Annotated in this window: 18 protein-coding genes; 7 read left to right on the top strand and 11 right to left on the bottom strand. The window is 65.2% G+C overall.

What is annotated here, in order from left to right:
* Positions 1 to 86 precede the first annotated feature (86 nt).
* Positions 87 to 452, top strand: a complete 366-nt coding sequence (locus G6N47_RS14030; protein ID WP_083133111.1) for a GntR family transcriptional regulator — start codon at positions 87 to 89, stop codon at positions 450 to 452.
* Here the strand turns inward: G6N47_RS14030 and G6N47_RS14035 are convergent.
* Both G6N47_RS14035 and G6N47_RS14040 read right to left on the bottom strand, forming a co-directional pair.
* Positions 449 to 1,273: a class I SAM-dependent methyltransferase gene (locus G6N47_RS14035; protein ID WP_083132985.1), complete on the bottom strand. Its 825-nt coding sequence runs from the start codon at positions 1,271 to 1,273 to the stop codon at positions 449 to 451. The genes G6N47_RS14030 and G6N47_RS14035 overlap by 4 nt on opposite strands.
* Positions 1,274 to 1,298: 25 nt before the next feature.
* On the bottom strand, positions 1,299 to 1,817 hold the full coding sequence (locus G6N47_RS14040; protein ID WP_083132984.1) for a DUF1697 domain-containing protein: 519 nt from the start codon (positions 1,815 to 1,817) through the stop codon (positions 1,299 to 1,301).
* Positions 1,818 to 1,921: 104 nt separating this feature from the next.
* Between G6N47_RS14040 and G6N47_RS14045 the strand changes: the two genes are divergently transcribed.
* Positions 1,922 to 2,365: a PPOX class F420-dependent oxidoreductase gene (locus tag G6N47_RS14045; RefSeq protein ID WP_083133110.1), complete on the top strand. Its 444-nt coding sequence runs from the start codon at positions 1,922 to 1,924 to the stop codon at positions 2,363 to 2,365.
* 18 nt (positions 2,366 to 2,383) lie between these two features.
* Positions 2,384 to 2,542, top strand: a complete 159-nt coding sequence (locus G6N47_RS14050; RefSeq protein ID WP_158089902.1) for a DUF5302 domain-containing protein — start codon at positions 2,384 to 2,386, stop codon at positions 2,540 to 2,542.
* Positions 2,543 to 3,169: 627 nt separating this feature from the next.
* On the opposite strand, the gene G6N47_RS14055 is transcribed toward G6N47_RS14050, so the two are convergent.
* Together G6N47_RS14055 and G6N47_RS14060 are read right to left on the bottom strand one after the other, a co-directional pair.
* Entirely contained in the window at positions 3,170 to 3,787 is a 618-nt protein-coding gene (locus G6N47_RS14055; protein ID WP_139799616.1) for a hypothetical protein, read from the bottom strand.
* A 451-nt stretch (positions 3,788 to 4,238) separates the two neighbouring features.
* Positions 4,239 to 4,655 carry a WXG100 family type VII secretion target gene (locus G6N47_RS14060; RefSeq protein ID WP_083132982.1) on the bottom strand — a complete coding sequence of 139 codons (417 nt, stop codon included), beginning with the start codon at positions 4,653 to 4,655 and terminating at the stop codon, positions 4,239 to 4,241.
* Positions 4,656 to 4,802: 147 nt separating this feature from the next.
* On the opposite strand from G6N47_RS14060, the gene G6N47_RS14065 reads away from it, so the two are divergent.
* Together G6N47_RS14065 and G6N47_RS14070 are read left to right on the top strand one after the other, a co-directional pair.
* Complete coding sequence (locus tag G6N47_RS14065) at positions 4,803 to 5,369, top strand: HhH-GPD-type base excision DNA repair protein (protein ID WP_372517554.1); 567 nt, start codon at positions 4,803 to 4,805, stop codon at positions 5,367 to 5,369.
* On the top strand, positions 5,366 to 5,512 hold the full coding sequence (locus G6N47_RS14070) for a hypothetical protein (RefSeq protein WP_007169078.1): 147 nt from the start codon (positions 5,366 to 5,368) through the stop codon (positions 5,510 to 5,512). The genes G6N47_RS14065 and G6N47_RS14070 overlap by 4 nt, the downstream gene beginning before the upstream one ends.
* Before the next feature lie 76 nt (positions 5,513 to 5,588).
* On the opposite strand, the gene G6N47_RS14075 is transcribed toward G6N47_RS14070, so the two are convergent.
* Positions 5,589 to 6,497 (bottom strand): Rv1157c family protein, encoded by a 909-nt coding sequence (locus G6N47_RS14075; RefSeq protein ID WP_139799622.1) that lies wholly within the window; start codon positions 6,495 to 6,497, stop codon positions 5,589 to 5,591.
* 53 nt (positions 6,498 to 6,550) lie between these two features.
* Complete coding sequence (locus G6N47_RS14080) at positions 6,551 to 7,195, bottom strand: hypothetical protein (RefSeq protein ID WP_083132979.1); 645 nt, start codon at positions 7,193 to 7,195, stop codon at positions 6,551 to 6,553.
* A 113-nt stretch (positions 7,196 to 7,308) separates the two neighbouring features.
* Between G6N47_RS14080 and G6N47_RS14085 the strand changes: the two genes are divergently transcribed.
* Entirely contained in the window at positions 7,309 to 8,577 is a 1,269-nt protein-coding gene (locus tag G6N47_RS14085) for a mannosyltransferase (protein ID WP_083133109.1), read from the top strand.
* On the opposite strand, the gene G6N47_RS14090 is transcribed toward G6N47_RS14085, so the two are convergent.
* Positions 8,567 to 8,848 (bottom strand): 4a-hydroxytetrahydrobiopterin dehydratase, encoded by a 282-nt coding sequence (locus G6N47_RS14090; protein WP_083132978.1) that lies wholly within the window; start codon positions 8,846 to 8,848, stop codon positions 8,567 to 8,569. The two genes, G6N47_RS14085 and G6N47_RS14090, sit on opposite strands and share 11 nt — an antisense overlap.
* A gap of 25 nt (positions 8,849 to 8,873) precedes the next feature.
* On the opposite strand from G6N47_RS14090, the gene G6N47_RS14095 reads away from it, so the two are divergent.
* Positions 8,874 to 9,266: a (deoxy)nucleoside triphosphate pyrophosphohydrolase gene (locus tag G6N47_RS14095; protein ID WP_083132977.1), complete on the top strand. Its 393-nt coding sequence runs from the start codon at positions 8,874 to 8,876 to the stop codon at positions 9,264 to 9,266.
* Positions 9,267 to 9,292: 26 nt separating this feature from the next.
* On the opposite strand, the gene G6N47_RS14100 is transcribed toward G6N47_RS14095, so the two are convergent.
* The 4 genes from G6N47_RS14100 to G6N47_RS14115 all read right to left on the bottom strand — a co-directional run bounded on the left by G6N47_RS14100 (position 9,293) and on the right by G6N47_RS14115 (position 12,899).
* Complete coding sequence (locus G6N47_RS14100; protein ID WP_083132976.1) at positions 9,293 to 9,973, bottom strand: TetR/AcrR family transcriptional regulator; 681 nt, start codon at positions 9,971 to 9,973, stop codon at positions 9,293 to 9,295.
* A 202-nt stretch (positions 9,974 to 10,175) separates the two neighbouring features.
* Complete coding sequence (gene phaZ / locus G6N47_RS14105) at positions 10,176 to 11,039, bottom strand: poly(3-hydroxyalkanoate) depolymerase (RefSeq protein ID WP_083132975.1); 864 nt, start codon at positions 11,037 to 11,039, stop codon at positions 10,176 to 10,178.
* A gap of 7 nt (positions 11,040 to 11,046) precedes the next feature.
* A complete protein-coding gene (locus G6N47_RS14110) occupies positions 11,047 to 12,732 on the bottom strand; it encodes a PHA/PHB synthase family protein (RefSeq protein ID WP_083132974.1) in 1,686 nt (561 codons plus the stop codon).
* The gene (locus G6N47_RS14115; protein WP_163659454.1) at positions 12,729 to 12,899 is read right to left on the bottom strand and encodes a hypothetical protein; all 171 of its coding nucleotides are present in this window, start codon (positions 12,897 to 12,899) and stop codon (positions 12,729 to 12,731) included. Before G6N47_RS14115 ends, G6N47_RS14110 begins: the two co-directional genes overlap by 4 nt.
* Between the last annotated feature and the right edge of the window lie 25 nt (positions 12,900 to 12,924).

Here is a 12,924-nt window from a genome sequence, read left to right on the forward strand (position 1 = left end):
CGGGTAACCGAGCGCTGCGGGTGGCGATCGCAAGCTCGGGTAACCCCGCGCTGCCGGTCGGCGCCGTCGGGCCGGCGTACTGCGCGATACTGGGCATCGTGCAGTTTCGGATCGACGAGCAAGCGGGCCGGCCGTTGTTCGACCAGATCAGGACGCAAATCATCGAGGCGATCCGAACCGGCACGTTACCGCCCGGCACCAGACTGCCCACCGTGCGTGAACTGGCGGGCGAGCTCGGCCTGGCCGTCAACACCGTGGCTCGCACCTACCGTGAGCTGGAAGCCGCCGGAGTCGTCGAAACCCGCGGGCGCTTCGGCACATTCGTCGCCCGTGCCGACCCGTCGGATAGCGCGATGGCCGCCGCGGCCAACGCTTACGCCGACGTGGCACGCGGGCTCGGACTAAGCAAGGATGAAGCGCTGCGCTACCTTGACGCCGCGTTCGACGATTAGCCGAAGTCCAGCAGCGTCAGCGTGGGACGCACTGATGCCAGGGGGCGGATCCGGTAGGTCATCGAGAGCAGCGAGTTGAACACCCGTCCGCGGCCCGGCGGCACATGCACGTCGCGCACTGCACGCACTCCGGGCACCCTGTTGACCAGTTCCGCGGCCTCTGCGACCGACATGTTGAACGGCATCGGCGGCATCTTGTAGTGCCACGAGCTCCAATGCCCGCGCCGGCTAAACCATGAGAACGCCGTCGCCGGCAGGTCGAACAGCATTTGGCCGCCGGGAAACCTCTTGGCGCACTCTCCGATAAGACCCAGCGCCTCCTCGGGTTGCAGGTACATCAGCAGGCCCTCGGCGGTGACGAACACCCCGCCGGACCCGTCCACGTGGTCTGCCCAGCTGTAGTCCAGCGCCGACTGGGCGCACACCGATATCCGGGATGATTGCGGCAGCAGCCGCGCGCGAAGGTCGACCACTGGCGGCAAATCAACTGTCAGCCAACGGAACTGCCCATCCGGGATGGCAGAGTCCAACCGCCAGAAACTGGTTTGCAAGCCCTCGGCCAGCGCCACCACCGTGGCCGACGGATGCTTCTCCAGATAGCTGCGAGTGTGGATGTCGAAGGCCAATGCGCGCAGCGCCATGCCCTGGTGGGGCCGGCCGAACTTGGCGAAGTCGCAGTCGATCGCATCTGCCAGCGAGACGGCCAGCGGGTCGTCAATGACGGCGTCGGCGCGGCGAGCCTCCCCGGCGCGTGCGTGCAGCGTCAGAAGCGCGGTCTCGGAAACACCGGTGAGGGAAGGGGTTAGCTTGGCGAGGCTCATCGACGCTGACCCTACCTGCCGCGGGTCACCGCAAAACGGTTTTGGCCAGCGTGCGCAGGTTGCGGGTGGTGGTCGACGACTTGTAGCGCTTTTTGCCCATCGTCTTGCCGATGGTGCTGTCTAAGGTGTCGCCCTTGGGGACCTGCCAGTAGATGACGCCGTCGCCGCGGGCGATCTTCTCGGTCGGCTCGGCCGGCAGCGCGGCCAGCTCGTCGAGCACGTCGGGTTCGGCGACCAGCGTGACGTAGGAGTGGTGTCCTTCCACTTCTGGTTCGAAGGGGTAGGCATCGATGATGGCGCGCACGGTGTCGGCGTCGTAGACCAGCACCCACGCGTCGTAGCCGAACCTCTTCCGCAGCGCGCTTTCGGCCGTCGCACGCACCGCCTCGGCGTCCTTGTCCGACTCCAGCAGGACGTTGCCGCTGGCCAGGATCGTGCGAACATTCGCCAGCCCGGCATCGGTCAGCGCCTTCGCCACCTGGGCCATCTTGAGGTTGACCCCTCCGACGTTGACCCCGCGCAGAAACGCCGCATACCGCGTCATGCGCGGCTCCCGAAAAGCGTGCAGCGGCAACGATGAACAGTGCTCACGCGGTGATGCTAGCCGAATCGGGGACCGTCGCCCGGTTGCGCGACTACGCTTTGGGCATGGGACGCCAAGTGTTCGACGACAAGTTGCTGGCCATGATCGCCGGGAACTCGATCGGGGTGCTGGCCACCATCAAGCGCGACGGGCGTCCCCAGCTGTCCAACGTGCAGTACTACTTTGACGCGCGGCGCAACGTTGTGCAGGTCTCGATCACCGAGCCGCGGGCCAAGACCCGCAACCTGCGCCGCGACCCACGAGCCTCGCTGCTGGTCAGTTCCGACGACGGGTGGTCGTATGCGGTCGCCGAGGGCACCGCGGAGCTGACACCGCAGGCGGCCGCACCCGACGACGACACCGTCGAGGGGCTGATCACCTTGTACCGCAACATCGCCGGCGAACACCCGGACTGGGACGAGTACCGCCAGGCGATGGTCACCGATCGTCGGGTGCTGCTGACGATGCCCATCGACCACGTCTACGGCATGCCGCCGGGCATGCGCTGATCGCGTAGGCTCCCAGTTATGGCCGAGGACGACACCAAACGCAAGTTCCGCGAAGCCCTGGACCGCAAGAACGCAAAGTCGGCCGGCGGGTCGGCGCACAAGGACGGCGGCGCCAAGCAGTCACGGGCCCACGGTCCGGTGGAGAGCCGACGGGAATTCCGTCGCAAGAGCGGTTAGCGCACAACGCTTTTCGCGCTGGCCCACACACGTACGCCGACCAAAGCGACCCGCGGTACGTATCCAAGACGCTGCTCGGCAGCGGCAGCTCAATCAGCGCGCCCCGACGAACTCGGTAAACTCGATGCTCGGCATCGGTAAGTGCGGCAAGTGTGGTGCCTCGCTGGCGCATCAGGTATCTCGGCGCGAGATCAAAGAATGCACGATTAACGTCCACCGTTACTACCGTTGCGGACGAACACCTTTGAGCTGCAATGGGTTAGCATCCTGGGCGACGGCAGCCTCAACCATCGAGCGGAGCAGCGCGCCGATATCGGGAACCTGATCACGCGCCTAGGCAATGCCACGTCGCTACCGACCGTCTTGGCCTTGGTCGTGGACTTGCTGGGCTTCGGGTCGCGGGCTGTCACCCGCCGGCAGGAAATCGCAAGCAAGTCGGATGCCCTAACTGCGTACTACCTGATGCAGCTACCTCCACGCGATTCGGCCTAATTAAGGCCTAGAAGGCGGCACCCTCTTTCGGGAGGGTGCCGTTCTTCCTTTCCTGCATTCTTTGATTTGATCTTCGGGCCCGCGCGGGGGCGTTGTGGCTTGGAAGCTGGAGCTACTCGCCGGCGAATCGAGACGTCATGCCGGATAAACGTAATGCTCGCGCACTTCCATTATCGAGGACCATTGCGGGAATCCCGCTATAATCTCAGCATCGGATAGCTCAGTCATATCTGGTGGCGCTTCACCTAATCCGTCGACATGTCCAAGGTAAATTTGGGCGCTCAGCGCTGACACCGCCAACGAACCAAACCCGACAATGTATTCGGGCAGTTTATTATTCGCGGGTTTATCTATTGGGGGCGCGGCAGTGGCTACATGAGAAGCATCTACGGCGTCGTGTGCCCATAGGGGCGAACCAGCCGTCCATGGTTGCGCTGGCTTGTTCCACACAGACGTCGTTGGTGTCCAATCGCCTCGGCGTGCGTACCACGGATGCTGTCGGGTGTCATCGCTAGTCCAACCCGCCTTGCCAACACCTGTTAAAACCAAGAGGGCGGTATTCGACCCCTCAAAACCGATTCCACGAATATCAAGGAGGACTCCGGCTCGTGAGCGCTGCGGCGAGAGGCGCATGTCGATAAATTCGGCCTCGTTAAGGGCTCCCTCTTCGGTCAGAGGATTTAGTCGCGAGGATGCCCGTAATTCAACCTTAGGGGCGAACTCGTAGAGTTCGTTGATCGAATAATGACTCACGCTGTCGATCCTATCATCGGTTTGGTAATGGTATGTGGGCGTACGGGTTCGAAGGCGGGACTGTCCTCCCGGTGAACGGGTCCACTTCTTGACCTATTCCATTCATATACGTCACATACCCGTTCGGGTATAAGCTCGTCGGCTCCATCACGCGAATGGATACGACACGGGGATCAATTCCTGGTTGCCCCTGGTGGAACGGGGTATATCCAACCCTCTCCACTATCTGCTGGGAGCTGCGAAACCAACCCGGGCGGAACTCCTGGCAGATTGGTTCCACCCGGACCAACAACGTTCGCGGGTGGATGCTGCGGAGGTAATACGGCTAGGTATTGCTGTTTCTCGTCGTTAAGCCGCTTAGTCTCATAGGCAAAATCGGCTCTCCGTGGATCATTGGGCGGCAGCGTCGAAATATAAGGTATTTCGGCGTTGTGCTCCTCGATCCTTGCATTTACATCTTTGAGCCCGGCAGCTGCTTGTCTGCGTGACATCGCCGGTGGCGCTCATCGGGCAAAGTCGGCCGTTCCGGCTTCGTCCCGAAGCCAGTCGCCCGGACGGTGTCGTCCGCCTTCGGGAACGTGCGCTTTTTGATGTCGTCGGCAAGCCGTTTATCGGTATCCTCGTATGCTTTGGCTGCTTTCCCCACATTCTCGGCGGTTCGAGCCGCTTCCTTTTGGACGCCCGGCAAGCCCTCGGATACTGGAGCCTCGACCTTGCTTGCCTGCGCTGCGATGGCCTGCGAGAGCGGATCGCTACCGGTAACGCCCTGCGGCGTTGGGGGTGTCGGTATTTCATTCGCCGCACCCAGCAACTGTTTAGCCGCAGCGGTCAACCTCTCGGTGTCGACTGCCAGCGGCTCCTGTGTCACTCCAAAATCGTAGCCAGAGCATCACTTGCGATTGGTCACCAATCTGTTGGCGCAGGAGCAGCTGATAAACGCGCCGAAAGTTTGGCCTTGCGGGTGGGGTGGTCCTGTGTGTTGAGTAGACCACGGTGAAAGGAGCGGCCGTTGCCGGTGAATCTCTGCCTGGCGCTGGAGCCAGAAGCAGACAAGCTGCTGTCTCAGAATCCGTTCGCACTATTGGTCGGCATGCTGCTCGACCAGCAGGTGCCGATGGAAACCGCGTTCGCGGGCCCGAAGAAGATTGCCGACCGGATGGGCGGGTTCGACGCCGCCGATATTGCCGACTACGACCCGGACAAGTTCGCCGCATTGTGTTCGGAAAAGCCTGCGGTGCACCGCTTTCCGGGATCGATGGCCAAACGCATCCAGGCCCTGGCGCAGATCATCGTCGACCGCTACAGCGGTGACGCGGCCGCGCTGTGGACCGCCGGCGACCCCGATGGAGCGGAGCTGCTGCGACGGCTCAAGGGCTTACCAGGATTCGGCGAGCAGAAGGCGCGCATCTTCCTAGCGCTGCTCGGCAAGCAGTACGGCGTGACACCGCCCGGCTGGCGGGAAGCGGCCGGCGACTACGGCAAGGCGGGCAGCCACATGTCGGTCGCCGACATCGTCGACGCCGGTTCGCTGGAGCAGGTTCGGTCCTACAAGAAGCAGATGAAGGGAAAGGCGGCGAAGTGAAGACACACCTGACGTGTCCGTGCGGAGAGGCCATCGTCGGCAAGGACGAAGACGAACTGGTCGAACTGACCCAGGCGCACCTGGCCAGCGTTCATCCCGGTCTGGAGTACGACCGCGACGCCATACTGTTCATGGCCTACTAATAGCGCGCCGAGTGGCTAGTTATGGCACGCGAGAGGGTGAAAAGCGTGTCAGAAGTAGCCACCCGGCATTATGCGGTTAGGGCACCACCGTCGAACCGATGGTGGGCATGAACTGGCACTGCTTGTCCTTGGTGGTGACCTGACCGAAGATCGTCGACATGATGCTGCCCGAACCGGTGTCGGCGATGGCGGTCAACGTCGTCGGCCCGTCGGGGTTGATGTCCGGCTGCGGCTTGAGCGTGGCGCTGCCCGACTTCCCGGTGGTCAGGTTCACCCACGTGACGTTCAACGGCAGCTTCTGCACGTCGGCCGGCCCGGGGGTGCCGACGGCCGTGAACACGTAGGCGGTCTGGCCGGGCTGAGGCCCGGGGGCCGGAATCTTGGCCGGCCCGGCGACCGAAAGGGCGGTCGCGATGACGTTACCGCCGTCGGCCGCGCAGCCCGTCCCGATCGAGGGGTACATGAAGTCCTGCGTGGGCGGCGTGTCCGGGTTGTAGGTGGGGGCAGCCGACGGAGCGGGCGGAGCCGGAGCCGGCACAGGTGCGGCGACCGGCGTGACAGCCGGCGTCGGGGCCGGCGCCGCCTCGGGTGCGGGGCCGGCGGCATGCGCGGGGTCGATACCCGTCGGCAGGTGTGCTTGAGCGCCCGGTTCCACCCCGACCGGCGGGACGTGCGCCGTCGGGTCCTGCACGAACTGATTCACCGACGAGGCAACGTTTTTCGACGCTTCGGGCGCCGTCGGACTGTGGCTGAACGCCGACGCGGCGGCCATCAACAGCTGCTGGGCCTGCTGCGGGTCGGCGGCGGCCTGCTGGATGATCGGGCTCAACTGGGTCAGTGCCGGCAGCCCAGGCATCTGCTGGGCGGGCAACGGCTGGGGTGCTGCGGGGTCTGCTGCAGCGTTCGGGCAAAGTCCGAACGCGACGGCTGCGACAGCGATGCCACTGACCAGATTCCAAGTGCGTACCACGGTGTTTCTCCCGATCGATGGTTTGTGGTCGGCCGGCCAACATGGGGTCGGCCGGCCGACCGTGGGTGTCAGGGCAGGGCGGAAAGCGGGAACAGCAACGGGTTGCTGGAAGCGCCCGACGCTATACCCGGTGCGGATACCGCCGTCGTACTCGGCTGGATGCCCCGCGGCACCGGAACACCGCCCGGGGCCAGCGACGCCAGGTCGCCGGGCAGCGACAGGTGCTGCGGCAGCGGCACCGGGCTGAACGGCACCTGCGGCAGGTTGAGTTGCGCCTGCGGCATCATCTGCGCGGGTCCCGTCGCCGGTGCGGTCGCCGGAACGGCGGGCGTAAGTCCCGGGAGCCCGGTTGTCCCCGGCGTGGTCGTACCCGAAACGGGAGTTGTCGCACCGGGAACCAGCGAGTTTGCGCCCGGGATGAGCGAGCTGGCCCCGGGAACGGAACTTGCGCCTGGTACCGATCCCGTCGGAGGCTGCGGCACCTGGATGCCGGCGCTGGCCAGCGGCGGCGGCGTGGGCGGCTGAGCCCCGAGCGCTGAAGCGACGCTTTGCAGCATTTGCGGGGCGTTGGCCGCCGTGCCGACGAGCTGTTGCCCGATGTCGGGAACCGGCACCGGCGCCGGGTCGGCATGGGCGATCCCGCCGGTCAACAACGCGGCCGACGAACCGACGACGACGGCGCCGGCACGTAACAGTGTCCAAATGGTTGGCATGACTCTCCCTGGTTCTCGACGACACATCCGCGGCTGATAGTTCGCGTGATGCCAGAGTGACTCAAGTGACACGTGTGGCGGTTATTCGATCGTTACGGCACCGAGCGGTGAAGGTGACCCGCCGCGGCGAGCGGAGCCGTCGCCACCGAAGCCTCGCTACAGTCGGGCAGGTAGACACGACCTCCGCCGCCCCGGCGGCACCGACCACCCGTCGGCGGGCGATTGCGCCGAACGCCGCCGGGCCGCTGCTGCTGGCGCTGTCGGTCGCCGCCCGGCTGGCTTGGACGTACTTGACTCCCAACGGCGCCAACTTCGTCGACCTGCACGTCTACATCGGCGGCGCCGCCGCCATCGACCATCCCGGCACGCTGTACAACTACGTCTACGCCGACCAGACGCCGGATTTCCCGCTGCCGTTCACGTATCCACCGTTCGCGGCGGTGGTGTTCTACCCGCTGCACCTGCTGCCGTTCGGCTTGGTCGCGTTGTGCTGGCAGGTCGGGACGATGGCCGCGCTGTATGGCGTCGTGCGTGTCAGCCAGCGACTGCTGGGCGTGGCGGCCGGCGAAGGCCATCGGGTCGCGATGCTCTGGACGGCCGTGGCGATCTGGATCGAGCCGCTGCGCAGCACCTTCGACTACGGGCAGGTCAACGTGCTGTTGGTGTTGGCCGGGCTGTACGCGGTCTACACCACCCGATGGTGGTTGTCCGGGTTGCTGGTCGGCACTGCCGCCGGGGTGAAGCTGACGCCGGCGATCACCGGCCTGTATTTCGTCGGCGTCCGGCGGTGGGGCGCCGCGGTGTTCTCGGCCGTCGTCTTCCTCGGCACGGTCGCGGTGTCGGCGCTGGTCGTCGGCGACCAGGTTCGCTATTACTTCATCGACCTATTGCGGGACACCAAACGCGTCGGGCCGATCGGAACGTCGTTCAACCAGTCCTGGCGCGGGGGGATCTCCCGGATCGTCGGCCACGACGCCGGCTACGGCCCGCTGGTGCTGGCCGGGATCGCCGTCACCGCGTTGCTGGCTGTCCTTGCCTGGCGCGCGCTGAACAACGACCGGCTCGGTCAGCTGCTGGTGGTCGAGTTGTTCGGCCTGTTGCTCTCGCCGATTTCCTGGACCCATCACTGGGTGTGGTTGGTGCCCTTGATGATCTGGCTGATCCATGGCCCGCTGTGCGCGCTTCGCGGTGCCCGCGTCCTCGGGTGGGGCTGGCTGGTGCTCACCCTTATCGGTGTCCCGTGGTTGCTCAGCTTCGCGCAGCCGACCATCTGGCAGAGCGACCGGCCGTGGTATCTGGCCTGGGCCGGGCTGGTGTACATCGTCGCGACGCTGGCGACCCTGGCCTGGATCGCAACAACCGGACGCCGGACTAGCCGATGATCCCGTTGATATCGCGCGCCATGTCGATGTCGTTTTGCGTGATGCCACCAGCCGAATGCGTTACTAACGCGAAAGTCACTGTCCGCCAACGGATATCGATATCAGGGTGATGATCCTTGGCTTCGGCGTGCTCGGCGACCCGGCGCACGGCGTCGATACCGGCCATAAACGACGGGAACTTGATCGACCGGCGCAGCGCGCCGTCCTCGCGCTTCCAACCATTGAGTTCGGGCAGTGCGGCGTCTACTTGCTCATCCGTTAACACAGCCATACACCGACGGTATACCGTCACGACGATGCCGAACCAGATCGTCGTGGCCGGTGCCGTCATCTCGGATGCGGCGGTGCTGGTGGCACAACGGCATCGGCCTGCGGAACTGGCCGGGCGCTGGGAACTGCCCGGCGGCAAAGTGATGGCGGGGGAGACCGAATCCGACGCGCTGGCCCGCGAACTGGCCGAGGAACTCGGCGTCGACGTCGCGGTCGGCGAACGGCTGGGCGGCGACGTAGCGCTGAATGCGACGACGGTCCTGCGGGCCTACCGGGTGAGTCTTTTGCGCGGCGAACCCCATCCGCACGACCATCGCGCGCTGCGCTGGGTCACTCTGGCCGACCTGCACGACGTCGATTGGGTGCCCGCCGACCGGGAATGGTTGCCGGCGCTGGTTCGTGCACTTCGGCCGCGGTGAGCCACAGCACCTGACGGGCAGCTGCCTTAGTCGCCTGGGTGTTGAGCCTGCGGTGCGTATGTCTCCAGATAGGCGGTGACGAGGCGTCGCGCTTCGTCGATTGTGGCGTCGTCGCCTTTGGGAGAGCGCCAGAATGCGACGTCAAAGAGTCGGTCGCCGGCCTCATAGGCGAGCTGTACGACGAATTGGGGGGTGTCGGCGCGGATGAGGTTGCGCTCGATGAGCAAACGCCAGAGCTGCTCTGCCTGCGATAGGTCGAATGCCTCGTCCAGTTCGCTCAGTGTCGAGCTACGGCCTTTGAACCACAGCTGGACGAGGCTGGGGTGCTCCCGGAAGTAGGCGAGCAGCGGGTCGACGGCCGCATCGATTGCGTCGCGCAAGGTGCGCACCGTGGGACTGCTCATAGAAGCGGCGACGCGCTCGTCGACCTCTCGCAGGTGGCGTCGCAGGACTTCGGCGTCGACCTGATGCCGGTCGGCGAAGTAGTGGTAGACGGACGCTGTCGGAATGCCCGCCCGCTCACCGATCGCCTTGAGGGTGGCAGCCTCGTAGCCCTGCTCGTCGAGCAACGCCTCGGCGGCGTCGAGGATGGCCTGCACACGCTCGACTCCGCGACGCTGCACCCCAGCCGAGCGTGCACGTGCTTGGGCTGTCGACGGGATCGACTGGCGGCTGGAGCTCTGAGGGGATGCGAGGCTGTTGGCCATACACCTCTCCGCTCTGTTTTGTCGCGTATGCGTAAGCGACTTTGGCAGCTGGGAGCTCAACTGAGCCGATCTCGAATCGTGCTCGAATTTACCAGCCGGCGAGACTTTCGGTGGCCGCCCGGTTGCTCACCGGCTGAGCGCCGAAGTCAAACTCTTCCGGATTGAACGCGCCAGATGTCGGAAGTAGCGATGTTGACGTTGCTCATGGTCGTTCGCAACGTGGGCGCAGGAACGCGTCGATGACGGGTGCTAATTCACTCGCGTTGTGCACGAGGTCGATGTGGCCGCCCGAATGCAAGTGCAACCGGGAGTGCGGCAGCAGTGCGTGCATGATGCGCGCGTTGATGACCGGGATGATCGGATCGTCGGTGCCCGCAACGATCAAGGTGTCCTGCCGGATGGCGGGCAAGGCGAACAGGCTCGTCCACACTGAACCGGCGAGCAGTTGGTGTAGATAGCCGATCTTGGATCCAGCGTGCAACTGCTGCGCATATAGCCGCGCCACATCCGCGCCGTGCGCGCGGACGGTCCCGCCGTAGAGCTCGCCGGCGATCGATGCGGCGTAGTCCGGATCGGAGAACCGGCGTGGGGTAAGCATTTTCGTCAGGACCCGCAGGCGGGCGGGCACCATCAGCACCCCGGTGCCCGTCGCCACAAGAACCAGACGCCGGCATCGCTTCGGGTTTTGGAAGGCGAACTGTTGCGCCAGCGCTCCACCCCAGGACAGCCCCAGCACGTCGACCACACCGATGTCCAGCGCGGACAGCACCCGGCCCAGCACCCACGCCAGATAGGGAAATCCGTAGGGCGCAACGGATGACGGCGATCCACCGGCGCCGGGAACGTCGAATCGCACAACAGTCGAGCTGGGATCGAGCTGCTCGATTAGAGGGTCGAATACTTCGAGGCTCGCGCCGATGCCGTTGCACAGCACCAGTGGAACGCCGGTTCCCTGTCGCAGGTTCACTCGGATGCGTTGGCCGCCAGCCGCGACGTAGTGGTCTTCGCCGAACTGGCTCAACGGCACCGCACGAAGACGGCGACGATGCACGCTCGATGCACCCATATCGTTCTTACTTTTCCATCACGTATGTGCCCGGTGCGGGACCCAGGGGCGGGAAGCCCTCCCCGCCAAGCGTTTTCGGAGCATCGACCTCGGGACCGCTGCGCTCGGCAAGCCAGGCCAGGTAGTGCGGCCACCACGAGTCGTTGAACTTCTGCGCGGTGTCCAGCCACTCTTGGGGGTCTTCGGCGTCCACTGCGCCAGTCCGATACGACGCTTTCGGGTTGCCGGGCGGGTTGACCAGCGCGGCGATGTGACCGCTGGTGGACAGGACGTACTGGTTGTCCTTGCTGCCGAGCAGACGCGCGCTGCGGTAGGTGGCCTGCCACGGCGAAATGTGGTCCGCGATGCCACCGATGACGTAAGCGTCCGCGGTGACCTTCGAGAGGTCCACCGGGCTGCCCAACATGCTCACCGCGCCAGGTGTGACCAGCGAATTGTGCACGCCCATCAGCACCATGTCGCGGTGCAGTGCTGCGGTCATCCGGGTGGTGTCGGCGTTCCAGAACAACACGTCGAACGGGGCGGGCGGCCTGCCCTGCACGTAGTTGTTGACCCAGTAGCGCCATACCAAATCGGTCGGCCGCAGCCAGGCGAACATCTCCGCCATCGCACGCCCGTCGAGATAACCCTTCTTGGCCGACGTGCGGATCGCCGCCTGCGCGGCCCGCTCACTCATTACCGCGGAGGCGAACCCCGCCCGGGTCTGATCGAGCACGGTGACCGCCAGGGTCAGCCCAGCGATCCGGTCTGCTTCGCCGATCTGGGCAAGATGCGAGGCGGTCATCGCCGCCAGAATCCCGCCCGAGCAGGTGGCCAGCAGATGTGCGCTGTCGGCCCCGGCGATCTTCTGCACCGCGTCCAGTGCCTCGATGATCGCCGAGCCGTAGGCATCGAAGCCCCAATCACGGTGCCGGGCTTGCGGATTGCGCCACGAGATCACGAACACCTGTTGGCCTTGCTGCACAAAGTACTCGATCAGGCTCCGCCCGGGCGCGATGTCGAGGACGTAGAACTTGTTGATCACCGGCGGCACGATCAGCAGCGGAATACTCCGCACAGTCGGCGTTTGCGGCGCGTACTGGATCAGTTCGAACATCGACGTTTGTGCCACCACCGCGCCTTTGGTGATCGCCACCGTCTCACCCACCGCGAACGCGTCGGGCTCGACCATCGCCGGCACTCGGGGTTTCGAAAGCATGTCGCGGACAAAGGCTCTCGCGCCGCGCACGGCGCTCAGCCCGCCGGTGTCGATCAGCGCCTTCCAGCCCAGCGGGCTGATCAGCGGGTTGTTGGTGGGCGCCAGTCCCTCCACCAGATTGTCGACGACGAAGCGCATCTTCTCCGCGTCGCGCCAATCCAGCCCGGCGTCGTCCAACAACCCATCGCCGGTCTCGGCAGCCGCCAAGTAGGCCTGCATGATCCGGTGCAGCAGCGGATTTCCTTGCCAGGCAGGATCACTGAAACGCTTGTCGGCCCGATCGGGCGCACGGTGGGATCGGCCCACCGCGATGCTCCCGAGCTCGCGGACGAGTGTCCCGGCCCGACCGGCCACCGCGCCGGGCTGTTTGGCCAGGTTCGCACCGAACCGGGCCCACACCGCGTTGGGCATCATGCGGCGGGCGAACGGCCGGGTGGCGCTGGTCAGCAGCAGATCTAACGGCGCGGCCAGTTCGTCGGGTTTGGTCGCGGTCATCGGATGCCCTCACTAGCGGGAGTAGTTATTTCGCGCTTGAGGATCTTGCCGGTCGGTCCCTTGGGCAGGGCGTCGACCAGCCAAACTTGGCGCGGATACCTGCAGGCGGCCGCGCGGGCTTTGACATACTCGCGCAGCTCGTTCAGGTTCTCACTGAGGCTGGTCACGATTAGCTTCCCGTTCGGTCCTTCG

Source organism: Mycobacterium branderi (assembly GCF_010728725.1).
GTDB lineage: Bacteria > Actinomycetota > Actinomycetes > Mycobacteriales > Mycobacteriaceae > Mycobacterium > Mycobacterium branderi.

Coding starts and splice junctions, on each gene's coding strand:
- G6N47_RS14040 (WP_083132984.1), bottom strand. CDS start 1,817: ATGACGCGGTATGCGGCGTTTCTGCGCGGGGTCAACGTCGGAGGGGTC.
- G6N47_RS14035 (WP_083132985.1), bottom strand. CDS start 1,273: ATGAGCCTCGCCAAGCTAACCCCTTCCCTCACCGGTGTTTCCGAGACC.
- G6N47_RS14080 (WP_083132979.1), bottom strand. CDS start 7,195: ATGCCAACCATTTGGACACTGTTACGTGCCGGCGCCGTCGTCGTCGGT.
- G6N47_RS14050 (WP_158089902.1), top strand. CDS start 2,384: ATGGCCGAGGACGACACCAAACGCAAGTTCCGCGAAGCCCTGGACCGC.
- G6N47_RS14110 (WP_083132974.1), bottom strand. CDS start 12,732: ATGACCGCGACCAAACCCGACGAACTGGCCGCGCCGTTAGATCTGCTG.
- G6N47_RS14095 (WP_083132977.1), top strand. CDS start 8,874: ATGCCGAACCAGATCGTCGTGGCCGGTGCCGTCATCTCGGATGCGGCG.
- G6N47_RS14100 (WP_083132976.1), bottom strand. CDS start 9,973: ATGGCCAACAGCCTCGCATCCCCTCAGAGCTCCAGCCGCCAGTCGATC.
- phaZ (WP_083132975.1), bottom strand. CDS start 11,039: ATGGGTGCATCGAGCGTGCATCGTCGCCGTCTTCGTGCGGTGCCGTTG.
- G6N47_RS14045 (WP_083133110.1), top strand. CDS start 1,922: ATGGGACGCCAAGTGTTCGACGACAAGTTGCTGGCCATGATCGCCGGG.
- G6N47_RS14090 (WP_083132978.1), bottom strand. CDS start 8,848: ATGGCTGTGTTAACGGATGAGCAAGTAGACGCCGCACTGCCCGAACTC.